This window comes from Streptomyces sp. NPDC006193 (genome assembly GCF_040613915.1).
In the GTDB taxonomy this organism is placed as follows: domain Bacteria; phylum Actinomycetota; class Actinomycetes; order Streptomycetales; family Streptomycetaceae; genus Streptomyces.
This window is the reverse complement of record NZ_JBEXTB010000032.1, coordinates 63461-80319: the sequence shown is the minus strand read 5'-3', so window position 1 is coordinate 80319 and position 16859 is coordinate 63461. Positions and strand designations below refer to the sequence as shown.

The following is a 16859-nucleotide window of genomic DNA, read 5'->3' as shown; positions in this document are numbered from 1 at the left end:
ACGAAGAAGACGCGGGTCCAGGGAGCCCTGGCGGTCACGCCCGGTTAGGGACCTCGCAGGGAGCCCTGGCGGTCGCCGACGCCCAGGGAGCCCCGTGCATGCCGGACGGGGCGGGAACGGCCGAGGGCCGGACGGGGCGGGAACACGCGCATGCCGGACGGGCGGCCGCGCCGGGCGGAGGCCGCACGAATGGGCGGTCGCCCGGGCAAGGCCGCCCTCGGCGCGGGCAGGCCCCTGCGGGGTCGTCGATCCGCCCGATGACGCCGACGGTGCCGCCGTGCCCTCCGTCCACTGCGCCCGCGGAGCCCCCCGGGAGGACCGGGCACCGTCACCGCCGTGCCCGTTCCCCCGTCGGCCGACGGCCCGGCGCCGGCGGTGCCGCCCCGCGGCGGACGGAAAGGAGCGGCCGGGGGCCTCTCGCCGCCAAGGCGGGGTAGTCGGGTGCCGACCAGTACGCACCCTCGGGTTCCGGCACGCCCCGGAGTCCGGTCGCACCCGTCGCGCACGACCGCCGCGCCGGCCTCCGACGTCCCGGCCGGCCGTCACGGGACGGGTCACGGGAGGAGACGCCATGCCGTTGGATCCGCCGCCCTCGGATCCGCCGCCCTCGAATGCGCCGCCGTTCGATCCCGAAGTCGCCGCTGTGCTCGAGCGGTTCCGGGGGGTGGTCACACCGGGGTTCACACTGGACGACCTCGACGCCGCCCGGCGGAGTGCGGCCGCCGAACTGGTCGACCCCACCCTGGACGGCGCGTTCGGGACGGAGGACCGCTCGGCGCCCGGCCCCGACGGCGCCCCCGACGTCCCCCTGCTGCTGTGCCGCCCCGCGTCCGCCGCCGCCACGGCCGCCCTGCCGGTGATCTACCACGTGCACGGCGGCGGTCTGATGGCCGGCACCAACCGGGCCGGGGTGACCGAAGTCCTGGGCTGGGCGCGGGAACTGGACGCGGTGGTCGTGTCCGTGGAGTACCGGCTGGCGCCCGAGCACCCGCACCCGGCGCCGGTCGAGGACGTGTACGCCGGGCTGCTGTGGACGGCGGGGCACGCGAAGGAGATCGGCGGCGACCCGGACCGGATCGTGATCGCGGGCGCCAGCGCGGGCGGCGGCCTCACCGCGGCGCTCGCCCTGCTCGCGCGGGACCGGCAGGGCCCCCGCCCGCTCGGCCAGGTGCTGATGGCCCCGATGCTGGACGACCGCGACGACACCGTCTCCAGCCGCCAGATGGCCGGCCGGGGCGTGTGGGACCGCACCGCCAACGAGACGGCCTGGACGGCGCTGCTCGGCGAGCGCCGCGGCGGCCCCGACGTCTCCCCGTACGCCGCCCCGGCCCGTGCCGCCGACCTCTCCGGCCTCCCCCCGGCGTACCTGGACGTGGGCTCCGCGGAGACCTTCCGCGACGAGGTGGTCGCCTACGCCTCCCGCATCTGGCAGGCCGGCGGCGCGGCCGAACTCCATGTGTGGCCGGGCGGCTGCCACGGCTTCGACGCCCTCGCCCCCGACGCGGCCCTGTCCCGCGCGGCCCGGGCGGCACGGGTGGAGTGGCTGCGACGGCTGCTGTCGGAGTGAACCGGCGGCCGCCCCCGGCCCACGGGCGGGGGCGGCGCCTCAGCCGGACGCCACCGGCTCCCTGTCGGCCGCCCGCCGCGCCGGGGTGCGGTCGAGGTGCACCACCACCGTGTCGTGGAAGCGGTGCACGGCGTCGTCGACGCTGCGGATGAAGCCGGTCTCGGCACTGCCGCGGCCGCTGCCCATGCTCTTGAGCAAGGTGAGGCGGAAGCCGGTGATCCGGGCGCCGTCGGTCCTGGGCAGGAGGTCTCCCGGCTCGGGGCGCAGCCGCTCCAGCGTGCCCCGCGGGCCACCGGCCTCGCCGTCGAGCAGCGTCTCCACGTGCAGATCGGCGGGCGCGTCCGCCAACTGCCGGATCAGCTTCTTCACCCAGGTCAGGGGGTAGCCCTGGGCCGGCGCGGGGACGTCCGTGGAGACCCGGAGCCGGCCGGTGCGCAGGTCCGCTCCCACCGACAGCACCCAGGGCGCACCGTCGATGCGGAGCTCGGCCTGCAGCCGGCCCTCCCGGCAGAGCCGGTCGGCCTCCGCCTGCCGCCTGACCCGGGGGTCCTTGCCGCGCTTGCCGCGCTGCACCGGGAGCACCTTGCGGCCGAGCTCGCCCCCGAGGCCGAGGCACACCTGGCGGACGAGCCGCTCCCAGCTCTCCACGACGTCGAGCGCCCGGCGGTCCCCCTGGCACAGGGTCTCGTCCTCGATGCCGTTGCGCACGGGCACCCAGGCGGGACCCATGTTCTGGAAGCCGTGGCAGCCGGAGTTGTCGTGCTGCAGGTAGTACAGCAGCTCCTGCAGCAGCCAGGCGTGCGCGGCGTTGCCGACGCCCTCGTGCCGGATCAGCAGTTGCGCCTGGTGCGCGACCTCCGCCCAGGACAGGTGCCACAGGGTCACCTTGTGCTTGCGCCGGCCGTCCGTCCTGACGTCGACGAGGGGACTGCCTTCCAGGGCCACGTCGTTGGACAGGGTGATCACGGCTTCGTAGCCGCGGCGCGCGGCGATGTCCATGTACGCCTGCACCTGCTCGCTCTTGAGCGCGTTGCCGTTGGTCTTCGTCTCGACGAGGGCGGTCCACAGCTTGCCGGCGCGCTCCACGCGGACGACACCGTCCGGGCGCCGCGGGGTGTCCCCGTGCGGCAGGGACACCTCGACGAACGTCTCCATGCGGCCCGCCGGCGCTCCGAACGCCGCCATGAGCCTCCTGCCGAACTCCGGCACCTGCGCCATCACCGACAGCAGCACCGAGGTGGCGCGGACCTCCCGGTCGCGGTCGCTCTTGAGCGCCGAGACGGGGAACAGCCTCGCCGCCCGCCAGGACTCGTTCTCGGCGAGGGACTTCTTCGCCGCCCTGGGCACGGTGATCTTCCGTTTGGCCGTGCGGGGCCGCGCCGTCGCCCCGGAGGGCCGGGCCGCTTCCCCGGACCGGCGCGGCGGGGGCACGGCGGCCGCCGTCTCCCCGTCCGGCCGCGCGGGCGCCGCCTCGACGGCCGGGGAATCCTCGCCGGCCGTCCCGTCGTCCAGCAACGGCTCCGCCGCCGCGTCGTCGTCGATGTCCACCCCGAAGTCCGTCGCCAGACCGGCCAGACCGTCGGCGTACCCCTGCCCGACGGCACGGAACTTCCACTCCCCCGCGCGGCGGTACAGTTCGCCGAAGACGACCGCGCTCATCGACGCGGCATCGTCGACCGCGAACCTGAGCAGCCGCTCACCGGTCGCGTCGGACAAGGTGACCGTCAGCTCCTCCAGTTCGCCGAAGCGGGCGCCGCCGTACCGGCTGGCGGCCACCACCATCCGGTCGACGCCGTCCGGCACCGCCGTCAGGTCGAAGCCGATCCGGTCCTCCTCGCCCTGCTCCGCGGACACCTTGCCGAGCAGCTGCACGCTTCCGTCGGCGGCGACCGGGTTGTTGTAGAAGTAGAAGTCGGCGTCGCTGCGCACCTTGCCGTCCGGGCCCAGCAGCAGGACCGACACATCCGCGTCGCCCTCGCCGCTGGGACTGGCCCAGCGGAGGCTGACGATCACCGAACCGGTGTTGTCGCTGAGGGCCGACAGTGTCTCGTTCGAGCCCTTGACCATCTCACGCACGTTCAATCCCCCCGGATCGCTGCGAGTTGCGCATACGCGTGAGCCGTCACGAGCCCTGGGCGGCTGCTGTGACGTACCCCACAGGGAAGACTGTAACCCGCAGGCATCCCCGCCACGGGCCCGAAACGGAAGTCCGAAAACGTACGTCCGCGGCAACGGTGCCACCGTGCGGCGGGCACGGCGTCCGGAACGGTGCGCCGGCAGGGGCGGCGGCGGGACGCCGGACCTCACACCGCGAGCAGGCGGACGCCCAGGGCCACCAGGGTGCCGGCTTTCAGGACCTCGAGGGCCACGTACCACAGGTGGCTGCGCGAACGGGGCAGTTCCTCCCCCGCGAGGACCCGGTCGGACCGGCGGTTGAGGCGGGGCCGGACGACGGCCAGCTGCACGAGGAGCAGCGCCGCCGCGGACGCGGTCAGCGCCATGACGGCGGCGGGGGCGCCGCCGGCGGCGACCGCGGCCACCACGACGACCGCCCAGACGGTCTCGACGGCGTTCAGCGCGCGGAACACCAGCCGGCCGATGCCCAGTCCGAGGGGGATCGTCACCCCCGGAGCGCGGAACTTCAGCGGGGCCTCCAGGAAGGAGATCGCCAGCACCATCCCGAGCCACACGAAGGTGACCGCGCTCGCGGCGGCGGCGGACGTGACGTTCATCGGTGTGAGCCTTTCTCCGCCGGAAAGACGGGTTCGCGCCGGGCGGCCGGGCCGGCGCTCGGCGGCGCCGGGACATGCCGGCCGGCGGACGGCACCGGGACCGGCCCGGTCCGGCGGACGGACGGCGGGCAGGGGATGGGGCGCACGGCCCCCGCTCGTGTCCGCGGCATCGACGACACCGGAACGCACTGCCGGTGCGGGCGACGCGCGTACGCACCGGCGGCGGCCCCCGAGCCGACCTCGGGAACCGGAGCCGGCAGCCGGTACGGCGGCCGGCCCGCACCGGCGGGCCAGGGCCGGAGCGGCCGCCGCGGTGGAGGGCGGCCCGTTCACGCGGCCGGTGTCCCGGTCGAGTGGGCCAGGCACGACTCCGGTTCGGCGAACGGTTCCAGCCGGCCGGCCGTCAGCGGCGCGCCCAGCCGGTCCCACGCGCCCTGCATCAGCTCCAGATGCAGTGGGCACACCAACCCGCCGTACTCCTCGGCAAGTTCCGGGAAGGGGCAGTGCCGCAGCCGGATCCGCCGGTCCGGCGTGCCGGTTCCGCCGCCCCGTTCGGACCGCGGCGCGAAACCGAGGCCGTCCAGCAGGGCGAGCAGCCGGGCCACGGAGCGCTCGGGGGTCGGCGGCTCGTCGCCCCGCAGCGGTTCCACCAGGACGCGGCCCCGGGCCCGGCCGGCCTCCGTCGCCTCCGCCCGCGCCTCGGCGGGGTCGGCGGCGGCCCCACCGGCCGAGCAGCATGCGGACGAGGAGCCGGTAGTCACGCGGGCCGCCGCGGTCCATGCCGGGGCGCGCGATGCAGAGGGTGCGGGGCCGGCCGCGTCCCGAGGGCGCCTCCCTCCGGCGTTCGGCCAGGCCGTCGGCCGCGAGGGCGTCCAGGTGGAACCGCACGGTGTCGGGGTGCTGACGCATCCGCTCGGCCGCCTCCGCGACACCGAGCGGCGAGGCCGCGGAGCGCAGCGCGTCGAGCACCTCCCGGCGGCGTGGGCTCTGCCGCGTGGTCACGTCCGACGCCCCTTCCCCGCTCCCGCCGATTTCTCACGAGTGCTGTGTGGAGGAATTGTAGGGTGGGCGCAGGCCGCCGTGGGCGCAGCCATGGGGCGGGCATCAGCAGAGCCGAAGGGATCACCATGACGTCGCCGTCCGCGAGGGACACCGGGGACTCCGGCGGCCCGGCGGCGCACCCGCGCGTCCTGTGCGACACCCGGGCCCTGGCCGAGGCCCCGCCGGTACCGGCCGGGGTGCTGTGGAAGCTGGCCGAGAGCGGACGCCAGCTCGACGCCAACGTGGTCCGGCTGGCGCCGGGCGGGCGGGTCACGGTCCACACCGAGACCCAACTGGACGTGCTGTTCCTGGTCGTCGCCGGCGACGGCGTGCTCGGCAAGGGCCCGTCGGAGGAGCCCGAGCCGCTCTCCCGGGGAGCCCTGGTGTGGCTGCCGCACGGCGCCGCCCGCAGCATCCGCGCCGGGGAGGACGGGCTGACGTACCTGACCGTGCACGGCAGGCGCCCCGGCATGCGCATCGGCCACGGCCCCGGCGCCGCACCCGCCCCGCAGGCCGGCGCCCAGCCCGGGTGAGGCGCCGGCCGACGGCGTTCACCGCCGGGGAGCGGACGGCCGGGCCCTGTCGTCGGGATCACCCCGGCTAGGGTGCCAACGTGAACCCGTACCCAGAGAACACGCCCGGCCGCCACGGCCCCCACGCCACCGTCGAGGCCGACCCGCGCGAGGTCGGCCGGGTGCGCACCGAGTACTCCCCGGCGCACGACGGCGACCCGGATCCGGGGGAGATCGTGTGGACGTGGGTGCCGTTCGAGGAGAACGACGGCCGGGGCAAGGACCGCCCGGTGCTGGTCGTGGCCCGGGAGGCGGCGGGCACGCTGCTCGCCGTCCGGCTCACCAGCAAGCGGCACGACGAGGCCGGGCGGGCCGGCGGGGACGCACGGGCCCGGGAGCGGGTGGCGATCGGCAGCGGGCCGTGGGACCGGTCGGGCCGCCCGTCGTGGGTGGACGTGGGCCGTGTGCTGCGGCTGCACGAGCGGGGCATGCGCCGGGAGGCGTGCGCACTGGACCGGATGCGCTTCGACCTGGTCCGCCGGCGGCTGTGCGAGCGCTACGGCTGGACCTGACCGGCCCGTCCCCCGGTACGGCGGCCGGCTCCCGCGTCGTGCGCCGGACCACGCCCGCGACGGGGACGGCGGCCGGGACGCCGGCGCGGCCGAGGGGCCCCGGCCGGCGGCTGCCGTCACCGGCGGACTCGGCGGCCGCGGCTCTTTCGTGACCGGCGCCCCGGCGTGCGGTCACGGCGCCACCCCCGTGGGCGCCACGGCCGCGGCCCGGGCGGTCTCCCCCGTCGTGCTCGCGCAGGCATCCTGGGCGATGCTGGTCATGCCGTGCAACGCATTTCCCGCCCACGGAACGGTCCGGGAACGCACAAGGAAGCGGAGGTGACACATCCGGAACCTCGGGGCGGCACTCTTGTGCGAATCGGCCCGAGGGTTTTGGGTGGGACGAAGTGCCGGTCCGGCCCCCGCAAGGCCGACCCGGCGACATGGTGGAATCTCAGGAGGATCCCGACATGTCCCGATCCATAAGCGAAGGCGGCGATTGTACGGAGCACCGCACCGCCGTCACCGAAGCCGAGGTGGAGGCCCTGGTCCGGGGCATCTGCTTCAAGACCGGACCGCCGCGGACGCTCGGTGTCGAGCTGGAGTGGCTCGTCCACCCGCTGGAGCTGCCACAGCTCCCCGTCGCACCCGAACGGCTCGAAGCGGCCTACGCCGCCCTGCGGGCCGTGCCCCTGGGATCGGCGCTCACCGTCGAACCCGGCGGCCAGCTCGAACTCAGTTCCCCGCCCGCCGCCTCCCTGATGGAGTGCGTCGACACCGTCTCCGCCGACCTGGACGCCGTCCGGGCCGTGCTCGCCGAGGACGGTCTCGGCCTCGCCGGCCTCGGCCACGACCCGTGGCACGCCCCCCGCAGGTTCCTCCACGAGCCGCGCTACGACGCCATGGAGGCCTGCCTGGACCGCACCGGCCCCGCCGGCCGCCGCATGATGTGCACCTCGGCCTCCGTCCAGGTCTGCCTGGACGCCGGGCACGAGGAGGACGGCCCGCTGGGACACACCCGGCGCTGGTGGCTGGCGCACCACCTGGGCGCCGTGCTGGTGGCCGCGTTCGCCAACTCGCCGCTGATGGACCGCCGGCCCACCGGCTGGCGGTCCACCCGGCAGCTGCTGTGGATGCAGATCGGCGCCGGCCGCGCCGGCGCTCCCCCGCTGGACGGGGACCCGCGGGCCGTCTGGGCCCGGCACGTGCTGGACTCGCCGGTGATGTGCGTCCGCCGGGACGGCGGGCCCTGGGAGGTGCCCGACGGGCTCACCTTCCGGGAGTGGACCCGCTCCGGGTCGCCCCGGCCGCCCACCCGGGCGGACCTCGACTACCACCTGACCACCCTGTTCCCGCCCGTGCGGCCGCGTGGCCACCTGGAGCTGCGGATGATCGACGCGCAGCCCGGCGAGGACGGCTGGATCGTGCCGCTGGCGGTGACGGCGGCGCTGTTCGACGACCCGCGGGCCGCCGAGGCCGCGTACCGGGCGGTCGGACCGCTGGCCGGCCGGGCGCTGGGCCTGCCCGCGCCGCACAACCCGCTGTGGGCCGACGCGGCCCGGCGGGGCCTCGCCGATCCGCAGCTGCGCGAGGCCGCCGCCGCCTGTTTCGCCGCCGCCCTGGAGGCGCTGCCCCGGCTCGGCGCCACCCCCCGGGTGACCGACGCCGTGGCCGCCTACCGGGACCGCCATGTGGCCCGGGGCCGCTGCCCGGCCGACGACCTGCTGGACCGGCCGCACGCCGCGGACCCGGCCCGGCTGCGGCCCGCCCGGGCCGGGGGCGCCCGCACCGCCCACGGGAGGAAGGACATGCACCCATGACCGCTCCGGAGACCGGCGCCACGACCGCCGGGACGGACACCGAGGCGCTGCGCGAGCGCGCGCTGGCCTCCCTGACCGCCGCCCGCGACCGCACCACGCTGCTCACCACGTGCGTCGACGAACCGGACCTGACCGCCCAGCACTCGCCGCTGATGTCCCCGCTGGTGTGGGACCTCGCGCACATCGGCAACCAGGAGGAGCTGTGGCTGCTGCGGGCGGTCGGCGGCCGGGAGGCGATGCGGCCGGAGATCGACGGCCTGTACGACGCCTTCGAGCACCCGCGCGCGGAGCGTCCCTCGCTGCCGCTGCTGCCGCCCGAGGAGGCCCGGCGGTACGCGGCCGAGGTGCGCGGGCGGGCCCTGGACGTGCTGGAGGCGGCGGACTTCCACGGCACCCGGCTGACCGAGGCCGGGTTCGCGTTCGGCATGATCGCCCAGCACGAACAGCAGCACGACGAGACGATGCTGATCACCCATCAGCTGCGGACGGGGCCGCCCGCCCTGACCGCGGTGGACCCGGACCCGGCCCCGCTGTTCACCGGACCCTCCGAAGTCCTCGTCCCCGGCGGTCCGTTCACGATGGGCGCCGTCGGCGAGCCATGGGCGCTGGACAACGAACGCCCGGCGCACCGGCGGGAGGTCGCGCCCTTCTGGATCGACACCACTCCGGTGACGAACGCGGCGTACCAGGCGTTCATCGAGGACGGCGGCTACGACACCGAGCGCTGGTGGGCGCCGGAGGGCTGGGCGCACATCAGGCGGCACTCCCTCTCGGCCCCGCTGTTCTGGCGGCGGGACGGCGGCCGGTGGCTGCGGCGCCGGTTCGGGATCACGGAGGCGGTCCCGCCGGACGAGCCGGTGCTGCACGTGTGCTGGTACGAGGCCGACGCCTACGCCCGGTGGGCGGGGCGGCGGCTGCCCACCGAGGCGGAGTGGGAGAAGGCGGCCCGCTTCGACCCGGCCACGGGCCGTTCGACGCGCTACCCGTGGGGCGACGCCGACCCGGGACCGGAGCACGCCAACCTCGGGCAGCGGCACCTGCGGCCCGCTCCCGCGGGCAGCTATCCGGCCGGTGCGTCCCCGCTCGGGGTGCGGCAGTTGATCGGTGACGTCTGGGAGTGGACGGCGAGCGACTTCCTGCCCTACCCCGGCTTCCGGGCCTTCCCGTACCGGGAGTACTCGGAAGTGTTCTTCGGCTCCGGCCACAAGGTGCTGCGCGGCGGTTCGTTCGCGGTGGACCCGGTGGCCTGCCGGGGCACGTTCCGCAACTGGGACTACCCGATCCGGCGGCAGATCTTCGCCGGGTTCCGCACCGCACGCTCGGAGCGCGGCTGATGTGCCGTCACCTCGCCTATCTGGGACCGGAGGAGCCGCTGGGCCGGGTCCTCGTGGAGCCCCCGCACAGCCTGGTCCGCCAGTCGTGGGCGCCGCGGCGGCAGCGGTACGGGACCGTCAACGCCGACGGCTTCGGCGTGGGCTGGTACGCGCCCGACGATCCGCTCCCGGCCCGCTACCGGCGGGCCGGGCCGGTCTGGGCGGACCTGTCCTTCGCCGATCTGGCCCGGGTGGTGCGCTCCGGCGCCGTGCTCGCCGCCGTCCGGGACGCGACCCTCGCGGGCGCGGACGCCGAGGCCGCGGCGGCGCCGTTCGCGGCCGGGCGGTGGCTGTTCAGCCACAACGGCGCGGTCGCGGGCTGGCCGGCCTCGGCGGCGGCCCTGGTGTCCGAGCTGCCCCCGGTCGACCTGCTCTCCCTGCAGGCCCGCAACGACTCGGCGTTCGTCTGGGCGCTGGTGCTGCACCGGCTGGCGTCGGGCGACGAACCGGACCGGGCCCTGGGCGAAACGGTTCGCCGGTTCGCCCGGGCGGCCCCCGCCTCCCGTCTCAACCTGCTGCTGACGGACGGCGCCACGATCGCCGCGACCGCCTGGGGCGACACCCTCTGGTACCGGACGGAACCCGGCCGCAGCACGGTCGTCGCCTCCGAGCCGTACGACGACGACCCGCTGTGGCAGGAGGTCCCCGACCGCACCGTGCTCACCGCGAGCCGCGCCGGCGTCCTGCTCGCCCCGCTCGAGGATCCGGCGTCCGCAACCGAGAAGGAGCCCTGCCGTTGAGTCCCCTGCACGTCACCCGCACCCTCCCCGAGGACGCCACGGACGCCGCGCTGCGCGCCGACGTCCTGCGCGGTCTCACCGCGACGCACAAGTGGCTGCCGCCCAAGTGGTTCTACGACGCCCGCGGCAGCGAGCTGTTCGAGCGGATCACCGAACTGCCCGAGTACTACCCCACACGCGCCGAGCGGGAGATCCTCGCCGCGCGGTCCGGCGAGATCGCCGCCGCGAGCGGCGCCCGCACGCTGATCGAACTGGGCTCCGGATCCTCGGAGAAGACCCGCTACCTGCTCCGCGCGCTCCCCCTTGCCGCGTACGTCCCGGTCGACGTCAGCGAGAGCGCCCTCACCCGGGCCGGACAGGCCCTCGTCGCGGACCGCCCGGACCTCGACGTCCACGCGCTGATCGCCGACTTCACCGCGGCGCTCGCCCTGCCCGCGACGCCCGGGCCCCGGCTGGTGGCCTTCCTCGGCGGCACCATCGGCAACCTGCTGCCCGCCGAGCGCGCCGGGTTCCTGGCCTCCGTGCGCGCCCTGCTCGACCCGGGCGACGGGCTGCTGCTCGGCACGGACCTGGTCAAGGACGCGGGGGTGCTGGTCCGCGCCTACGACGACGCGGCCGGGGTGACGGCCGCGTTCAACAAGAACGTGCTGACCGTCCTCGACCGGGAACTGGGCGCCGACTTCGATCCGGAGGCCTTCGACCACGTGGCCCTGTGGGACGCCGAGCGGGAGTGGATCGAGATGCGGCTGCGCTCCCGTACCGCCCAGACCGTGAAGGTGCCCGCGCTGGGCCTCGCCGTGGACTTCGCGGCCGGCGAGGACCTGCGCACCGAGGTGTCCGCGAAGTTCCGCAAGGAGACGGTCGCCGCCGAACTGTCCGCCGCGGGACTGGACCTGACCCACTGGTGGACGGACGCGCAGGACCGGTTCGCGCTGTCGCTCAGCGTGGCGCGCTGACCCGGCCGGCGTCCGGGGCGGAGCTCCCCCCCGGTGATCCGGCGGGAGGCCGTGCGGGCCTCCCGCCGCGGGGCCGGCCGCCCTCGGCACCCGGGGCGTGTGCTCCTTCCGCGGCCGATGCGGTCGCCGGGGGCGGCGGCGACACGCCTGTGACGCCGTGCGGGCCGGGCGGTGATGCGGCACGGTGGAGTACGGCGTGACACGAGAGGAGCACCCGCATGTCGAACCACACCTACCGCGTCACCGAGATCGTCGGCACCTCGCCCGAGGGCGTCGACCAGGCCATCCGCAACGGCATCGCGCGCGCGGACCGGACCCTGCGCAACCTGGACTGGTTCGAGGTGACCCAGATCCGCGGCCAGATCGAGGACGGCCGGATCGAGCACTACCAAGTGGGCCTGAAGGTCGGCTTCCGCATCGAGGACGGCGACTGAGCCGCCCCGCCCTCAGGTCCGGCCCCCCCGCTCCTGCGCCTTCTCCAGCGCCTCGGACTTCGCGGCCCAGCGGGCCCGTACCACGGTGAACCCGGCACGCTCGGCGTCCTGGCACACCAGCTCGTCGTCGTCCACCAGCACCCGGATCTCCCGGTCCCGGGCGAGCCGGCGCAGGATCTGCAGCTTGGTGGACCGGGCGGGCCTGCGGTCGGCGTCGCCGCGCATGTACACGCGCCCCTCGGGCAGCCCCTGGGCCGCGAGCCACTCCAGGGTGTCCCGCCGGCACCGCTCGGGACGCCCCGTCAGATAGACGACCTCGCACTCGCGGGCCCGGTCCAGGACGAGCGCCACGCCCTCGGCGATCGGCGGGTCCTCGGGCGCGGCGGCGAAGAAGGCGTCCCAGTCACGCGGCCGGCCTTCCAGGAAGTGCTGCCGGTGGGCGGTGTCGGCGAGGGTGTTGTCCAGGTCGAACACGGCGAGCGGCCGCCTGCTGCTGTCTTTCACACCGGCCACCCTAGGCGCTCGCGTCCGGATCGGACCGGCCGCGGGCTGCGGCGCCCGACCGCCGGCCCGGGCGACGCCGGGGCGGTCCGGACGACGGGGCCCGGCCGGCCCCGGTCCCCGACGGCGGCCCCTGGACCCGCCGGAGCACGGGCCGGGCCGGCGCAGCCCCACACCCGCGGGGACACCGCCGGAGCACGAGGAGAAGGAGCCGCGGCCGGCGGCGGGCGCCCGGGGACATCCCCCCGGCGCGGCCCCGCGCGCCCGCGGCGTGGCGGTCCGCGGGCCGGACGCACCGGTCGGGAGCGCGGCGCCCGACCCCGCGTGCCGCTCGCGCCGGCCGGTGGCGTCATGCTTCTCCCATGCCTTCTTCCCCCGTCTTCCGCGCCGCCGCCCGCCCCTGCACGCTCGTCGTCTGCCGCGGGTGCTGCTGCGGCGATCCCGGCAGGCATCCCGGCGCCGACCACGCCGGGCAGCTGGAGCGGCTGCGGGCTGCCGGGGCGGAGGGCGGTTTCGAGGTGCGGGTCAGCGACTGCCTCGGCCCCTGCGACCAGGCCAACGTGATCGTCGTACGGCCCTCGGCGGCCGGCCGGGGCGCCGGGGGCCGGCCGGTGTGGCTCGGCTTCGCCCTGGACGACGACTCCACGGCCGAGATCGCGCAGTGGGCGCGGGCGGGCGGCCCGGGCCTGGCCGAACCCCCGCTCGCCCTGGAGCTGCAGCGGATCCAGCCCCCGCGCGGCGCCCGGACCGGGTCCGGCCGGTGACGGACCGGAGCGGCAGGCGGTCACCGGCGCGGGCTTCGCGCGGCGGCGGGAATCACCGGGCCGCCGGGGCGTTGAACCCTGCGTGAGCAGTTCAGTGATCGCCCGGACCCGGTTCTCCGTCCTCGACCGCTCCCGCACCCGCGAGGGACGCCCGCCCGGCGAGGCGCTGCGGGACACGGTGGCGCTGGCCCGGGAGGCCGAGACGCTCGGCTACCACCGCTTCTGGGTGTCCGAGCACCACGGCGTGCCCGGGGTCGCCGGCGCGGCGCCGACCGTGCTCGCCGCCGCGGTCGCCGCGGCGACCCGCACGATCCGGGTCGGCACCGGCGGGGTCATGCTGCCCAACCACCGGCCCCTGGTGGTGGCCGAGCAGTTCGGCGTGCTGGAGTCGTTGTTCCCCGGCCGGATCGACATGGGGCTCGGCCGTTCCGTCGGCTTCACCGACGGGGTGCGCCGGGCCCTCGGCCGGGACAAGGGGGACGCCGAGGACTTCGCGGGGCAGCTCGGGGAACTGCTGGACTGGTTCACGGGCGGCTCGCCCACCGGGGTGCACGCCCGCCCGGCGGAGGGCCTGACGGTGCCGCCGTTCGTGCTGGCGACGGGCGAGGGCGCCCGGATCGCGGCCCGCGCGGGCCTGCCCATGGTCATCGGGGACCTGCGCGACCGGGAGAAGACGCTGCGCGGCATCGACCGCTACCGCTCCCTGTTCCGCCCGTCCCGCTGGGCGTCGGAGCCGCACGTCGTGATCTCCGGCACGGTCGCGGTCGCGGGCACCGAGGAGGAGGCGCGCCGGCTGCTCGTCCCGGAGGCCTGGGCGATGGCGTACGCGCGCACGCACGGCACCTTCCCGCCGCTCGCCCCCGCCGAGGCGATCGAGGCGCGGGAGATGACCGCCAAGGAGCGCGCCCTGTACGAGTCCGCTCTCGCCGGGCACATCGCCGGCACCGCGGACCGGGTCGCCCACGAGCTGGAGACGGTCCTGAAGGAGACGGCCGCCGCGGAGGTGCTGGTCACCACCAGCACCTACGACCGTGAGGCCCTGCTCGACTCCCATCGGCGGCTCGCCGCGCTCTTCGCGCCGGGCCGCGGAGGCGCTCGAGATGCGGACCCGGCGCGCGCCGGTGACCCTGGGAGGGAAGCGTCGAGCGACGAGGAGGCTCGCCATGTCCTTCATGGACAAGATCAAGGGCATGCTCAAGGGTCATGAGGGCATGGCCGACAAGGGCATCGACCGGGGCGGCGACTATGCCGACCAGCGCACCGGGGACAAGTACCGGTCGCAGGTCGACACCGGCCAGGACAAGCTGAGGGACGAGTTCGGCAACCCGCGGGACCGGGGCAACCCTCCGCAGTCGTAGGCCAGGGGGCGGCTGGACCACCCCGCCGATGCACAGCCCCCACGACCCGTACGTCCGCGTCCGCGGAGCCCGCGAGCACAACCTCAAGGGCGTCGACGTGGACATCCCCCGGGACACGCTGGCCGTGTTCACCGGTGTCTCCGGCTCGGGCAAGTCGTCCCTGGCCTTCGGCACCGTCTACGCCGAGGCCCAGCGGCGCTACCTCGAGTCGGTGGCGCCGTACGCCCGCAGGCTGATCCACCAGGTCGGGGCGCCCGAGGTCGCCGAGATCACCGGGCTGCCGCCCGCGGTCTCGCTGCAGCAGCGGCGCTCGGCGCCCACCTCGCGCTCGTCGGTGGGCACGGTCACCCACCTCTCCGACTCCCTGCGGATGCTGTTCTCGCGCGCCGGGGAGTACCCGCCCGGCGCGCGGCGCCTCGACTCGGACGCGTTCTCGCCGAACACGGCGGCCGGCGCCTGCCCCGAGTGCCACGGCCTCGGGCAGGTGCACGACACGACGGAGGAGCTGCTGGTCCCGGATCCCGCGCTGTCCGTCCGGGAGGGCGCCGTCGCGGCCTGGCCGGGCGCCTGGCAGGGCAAGAACCTGCGGGACATCCTGGACGCCCTCGGGTACGACGTGGACCGGCCCTGGCGCGAGCTGCCCGCCGAACAGCGCGAGTGGATCCTGTTCACGGACGAGCAGCCGGTCGTCACCGTCCACCCCGTCCGGGACGCCGACCGCATCCAGCGGCCGTACCGGGGCACGTACATGAGCGCCCGGCGGTACGTCCTGAAGACGTTCGCCGACACCAAGTCGCCCACGCTGCGGGCGAAGGCGGAGCGGTTCCTGACCAGCGCGCCCTGCCCCGCCTGCGAAGGCGGCCGGCTGCGGCCCGAGGCGCTCGCGGTCACCTACGGCGGCCGGACCATCGCCGAGCTGGCCGCGCTGCCCCTGACCGACCTCGCCGCAGTGCTCGACGGCGGCACGCAGACGGCGAGGGTGCTCACCCGGGACCTGAAGTCCCGGATCGCGCCGGTGGTGGAGCTGGGCCTCGGCTATCTCAGCCTGGACCGGGCCGCCCCGACCCTGTCGGCGGGCGAGCTGCAGCGCCTGCGGCTCGCCACCCAGCTGCGCTCCGGGCTGTTCGGCGTGGTGTACGTGCTGGACGAGCCGTCCGCCGGACTGCACCCGGCGGACACCGAGGCCCTGCTGACCGTGCTGGACCGGCTGAAGGCGGCCGGCAACTCGGTGTTCGTGGTGGAGCACCACCTGGACGTGGTCCGCGGCGCCGACTGGCTGGTGGACGTGGGCCCCGGCGCGGGCGAGCACGGCGGCCGCGTGCTGTACAGCGGGCCGCCGGCCGAGCTGGCGTCGGTCGAGGAGTCGGCGACGGCCGCGTTCCTCTTCGACGAGTCCCCCGGGCCGGCGCGTGCCGTGCGCGAGCCGCGCGGCTGGGCGAAGGTCGGTCCGGTCACCCGGCACAACCTGCGCGGGGTGACGGCACGGTTCCCGCTCGGGGCGTTCACCGCCGTCACGGGCGTCTCCGGTTCGGGGAAGTCCACGCTGGTCGGCGAGTTGACGGAGGACCTGGCGGGGGTGGACCGGCTGGTCCGGGTCGACCAGAAGCCCATCGGGCGCACCCCGCGGTCCAACCTGGCGACCTACACGGGCCTGTTCGACGTCGTGCGGAAGGTGTTCGCCGGCACCGAGGAGGCGCGGGCGCGCGGGTACGGGGTCGGGCGGTTCTCCTTCAACGTGCCGGGAGGGCGCTGCGAGACCTGCCAGGGCGAGGGCTTCGTCAGCGTGGAGCTGCTGTTCCTGCCGAGCACGTACGCGCCGTGCCGGGACTGCGGCGGCGCCCGCTACAACCCCGCGACCCTCGAGGTGACGTACCGGGGGCGGAGCATCGCCGGGGTCCTCGGCCTGACGGTGGAGTCGGCGGCTCGGTTCTTCGCGGACACCCCGGCCGTCGCCCGCAGCCTCGGCACCCTGCTCGACGTGGGCCTCGGCTATCTGCGGCTCGGCCAGCCGGCGACCGAGCTGTCCGGCGGGGAGGCCCAGCGGATCAAGCTGGCGAGCGAACTCCAGCGCGGGCGCCGGGGCCGCACCCTGTACGTGCTGGACGAGCCGACGACCGGGCTGCACCCCGCCGACGTGGAGGTGCTGATGGACCGGCTGCACGGGCTGGTCGACGCCGGGCACACGGTCGTGGTGGTGGAGCACGACATGACGGTGGCCGCGGGCGCCGACTGGGTGATCGACCTGGGCCCGGGCGGCGGCGACCGGGGCGGCCGGATCGTGGCGGCGGGCCCGCCGGAGCGGGTGGCCCGGTCGGAGGGCAGCGCGACGGCGCCTTGTCTGGCCCGGCTCCTGCCCTGACCGGTGGCGCCGCACCGCGGCCAGGGCCGCCCGCACCCGAGGAGCGTGAGCGGGGGCGTGTGAGGTCCCCGTACCAGACGGGGCCGGGTGAGCACCCTCCCGGCCCCGCCCGCTCGCCCCTTGCCGGGCGAACGTCCACCGGAGCGCCTCG

At 76.1% G+C, this 16859-nt stretch carries 16 protein-coding genes; 12 read left to right on the top strand and 4 right to left on the bottom strand.

Going from position 1 to position 16859, the window contains the following annotated elements; translation table 11 throughout:
* The first annotated feature begins 571 nt into the window (after positions 1–571).
* The gene (locus ABZ261_RS24750) at positions 572–1567 is read left to right on the top strand and encodes an alpha/beta hydrolase (RefSeq protein ID WP_356862686.1); all 996 of its coding nucleotides are present in this window, start codon (positions 572–574) and stop codon (positions 1565–1567) included.
* A 39-nt stretch (positions 1568–1606) separates the two neighbouring features.
* On the opposite strand, the gene ABZ261_RS24745 is transcribed toward ABZ261_RS24750, so the two are convergent.
* The 3 genes from ABZ261_RS24745 to ABZ261_RS24735 form a co-directional block, all read right to left on the bottom strand.
* Positions 1607–3634 (bottom strand): TerD family protein, encoded by a 2028-nt coding sequence (locus tag ABZ261_RS24745; RefSeq protein ID WP_356862692.1) that lies wholly within the window; start codon positions 3632–3634, stop codon positions 1607–1609.
* 236 nt (positions 3635–3870) lie between these two features.
* The gene (locus ABZ261_RS24740) at positions 3871–4299 is read right to left on the bottom strand and encodes a hypothetical protein (RefSeq protein ID WP_356862684.1); all 429 of its coding nucleotides are present in this window, start codon (positions 4297–4299) and stop codon (positions 3871–3873) included.
* Between the two features lie 329 nt (positions 4300–4628).
* Entirely contained in the window at positions 4629–5060 is a 432-nt protein-coding gene (locus ABZ261_RS24735; protein WP_356862682.1) for a hypothetical protein, read from the bottom strand.
* 366 nt (positions 5061–5426) lie between these two features.
* Here ABZ261_RS24735 and ABZ261_RS24730 point away from each other — a divergent pair, with 366 nt between their 5' ends.
* The 7 genes from ABZ261_RS24730 (at position 5427) to ABZ261_RS24700 (ending at position 11726) form a co-directional block, all read left to right on the top strand.
* Positions 5427–5873: a hypothetical protein gene (locus ABZ261_RS24730; protein WP_356862681.1), complete on the top strand. Its 447-nt coding sequence runs from the start codon at positions 5427–5429 to the stop codon at positions 5871–5873.
* 80 nt (positions 5874–5953) lie between these two features.
* Positions 5954–6424, top strand: coding sequence for a type II toxin-antitoxin system PemK/MazF family toxin (locus ABZ261_RS24725; protein ID WP_356862679.1), 471 nt, complete (start codon positions 5954–5956; stop codon positions 6422–6424).
* Positions 6425–6873: 449 nt separating this feature from the next.
* The gene (gene egtA / locus ABZ261_RS24720; RefSeq protein ID WP_356862677.1) at positions 6874–8223 is read left to right on the top strand and encodes an ergothioneine biosynthesis glutamate--cysteine ligase EgtA; all 1350 of its coding nucleotides are present in this window, start codon (positions 6874–6876) and stop codon (positions 8221–8223) included.
* Positions 8220–9557, top strand: coding sequence for an ergothioneine biosynthesis protein EgtB (gene egtB, locus ABZ261_RS24715; RefSeq protein WP_356862675.1), 1338 nt, complete (start codon positions 8220–8222; stop codon positions 9555–9557). The genes egtA and egtB overlap by 4 nt, the downstream gene beginning before the upstream one ends.
* On the top strand, positions 9557–10336 hold the full coding sequence (gene egtC, locus ABZ261_RS24710) for an ergothioneine biosynthesis protein EgtC (RefSeq protein ID WP_356862673.1): 780 nt from the start codon (positions 9557–9559) through the stop codon (positions 10334–10336). Before egtB ends, egtC begins: the two co-directional genes overlap by 1 nt.
* Complete coding sequence (egtD, locus tag ABZ261_RS24705; protein WP_356862671.1) at positions 10333–11292, top strand: L-histidine N(alpha)-methyltransferase; 960 nt, start codon at positions 10333–10335, stop codon at positions 11290–11292. Before egtC ends, egtD begins: the two co-directional genes overlap by 4 nt.
* Before the next feature lie 218 nt (positions 11293–11510).
* Positions 11511–11726, top strand: a complete 216-nt coding sequence (locus ABZ261_RS24700; protein ID WP_356862669.1) for a dodecin — start codon at positions 11511–11513, stop codon at positions 11724–11726.
* A 12-nt stretch (positions 11727–11738) separates the two neighbouring features.
* Here ABZ261_RS24700 and ABZ261_RS24695 read toward each other — a convergent pair whose 3' ends face one another.
* Positions 11739–12230: a hypothetical protein gene (locus tag ABZ261_RS24695; RefSeq protein ID WP_356862667.1), complete on the bottom strand. Its 492-nt coding sequence runs from the start codon at positions 12228–12230 to the stop codon at positions 11739–11741.
* A gap of 359 nt (positions 12231–12589) precedes the next feature.
* Here ABZ261_RS24695 and ABZ261_RS24690 point away from each other — a divergent pair, with 359 nt between their 5' ends.
* The 4 genes from ABZ261_RS24690 (at position 12590) to ABZ261_RS24675 (ending at position 16708) form a co-directional block, all read left to right on the top strand.
* Entirely contained in the window at positions 12590–12991 is a 402-nt protein-coding gene (locus tag ABZ261_RS24690) for a (2Fe-2S) ferredoxin domain-containing protein (RefSeq protein ID WP_356862665.1), read from the top strand.
* An 82-nt stretch (positions 12992–13073) separates the two neighbouring features.
* The gene (locus tag ABZ261_RS24685; protein ID WP_356862663.1) at positions 13074–14198 is read left to right on the top strand and encodes an LLM class flavin-dependent oxidoreductase; all 1125 of its coding nucleotides are present in this window, start codon (positions 13074–13076) and stop codon (positions 14196–14198) included.
* Positions 14155–14349: an antitoxin gene (locus ABZ261_RS24680; RefSeq protein WP_356862661.1), complete on the top strand. Its 195-nt coding sequence runs from the start codon at positions 14155–14157 to the stop codon at positions 14347–14349. The genes ABZ261_RS24685 and ABZ261_RS24680 overlap by 44 nt, the downstream gene beginning before the upstream one ends.
* A 28-nt stretch (positions 14350–14377) precedes the next feature.
* Complete coding sequence (locus ABZ261_RS24675; RefSeq protein ID WP_356862659.1) at positions 14378–16708, top strand: excinuclease ABC subunit UvrA; 2331 nt, start codon at positions 14378–14380, stop codon at positions 16706–16708.
* Positions 16709–16859 lie beyond the last annotated feature (151 nt).

Excerpts from the sequence above, each read along its gene's own strand:
- ABZ261_RS24750 (WP_356862686.1), top strand. The coding sequence starts at position 572 with ATGCCGTTGGATCCGCCGCCCTCGGATCCGCCGCCCTCGAATGCGCCG.
- ABZ261_RS24745 (WP_356862692.1), bottom strand. The coding sequence starts at position 3,634 with ATGGTCAAGGGCTCGAACGAGACACTGTCGGCCCTCAGCGACAACACC.
- ABZ261_RS24740 (WP_356862684.1), bottom strand. The coding sequence starts at position 4,299 with ATGAACGTCACGTCCGCCGCCGCCGCGAGCGCGGTCACCTTCGTGTGG.
- ABZ261_RS24730 (WP_356862681.1), top strand. The coding sequence starts at position 5,427 with ATGACGTCGCCGTCCGCGAGGGACACCGGGGACTCCGGCGGCCCGGCG.
- egtA (WP_356862677.1), top strand. The coding sequence starts at position 6,874 with ATGTCCCGATCCATAAGCGAAGGCGGCGATTGTACGGAGCACCGCACC.
- egtB (WP_356862675.1), top strand. The coding sequence starts at position 8,220 with ATGACCGCTCCGGAGACCGGCGCCACGACCGCCGGGACGGACACCGAG.
- egtC (WP_356862673.1), top strand. The coding sequence starts at position 9,557 with ATGTGCCGTCACCTCGCCTATCTGGGACCGGAGGAGCCGCTGGGCCGG.
- ABZ261_RS24700 (WP_356862669.1), top strand. The coding sequence starts at position 11,511 with ATGTCGAACCACACCTACCGCGTCACCGAGATCGTCGGCACCTCGCCC.
- ABZ261_RS24690 (WP_356862665.1), top strand. The coding sequence starts at position 12,590 with ATGCCTTCTTCCCCCGTCTTCCGCGCCGCCGCCCGCCCCTGCACGCTC.
- ABZ261_RS24680 (WP_356862661.1), top strand. The coding sequence starts at position 14,155 with ATGTCCTTCATGGACAAGATCAAGGGCATGCTCAAGGGTCATGAGGGC.
- ABZ261_RS24675 (WP_356862659.1), top strand. The coding sequence starts at position 14,378 with ATGCACAGCCCCCACGACCCGTACGTCCGCGTCCGCGGAGCCCGCGAG.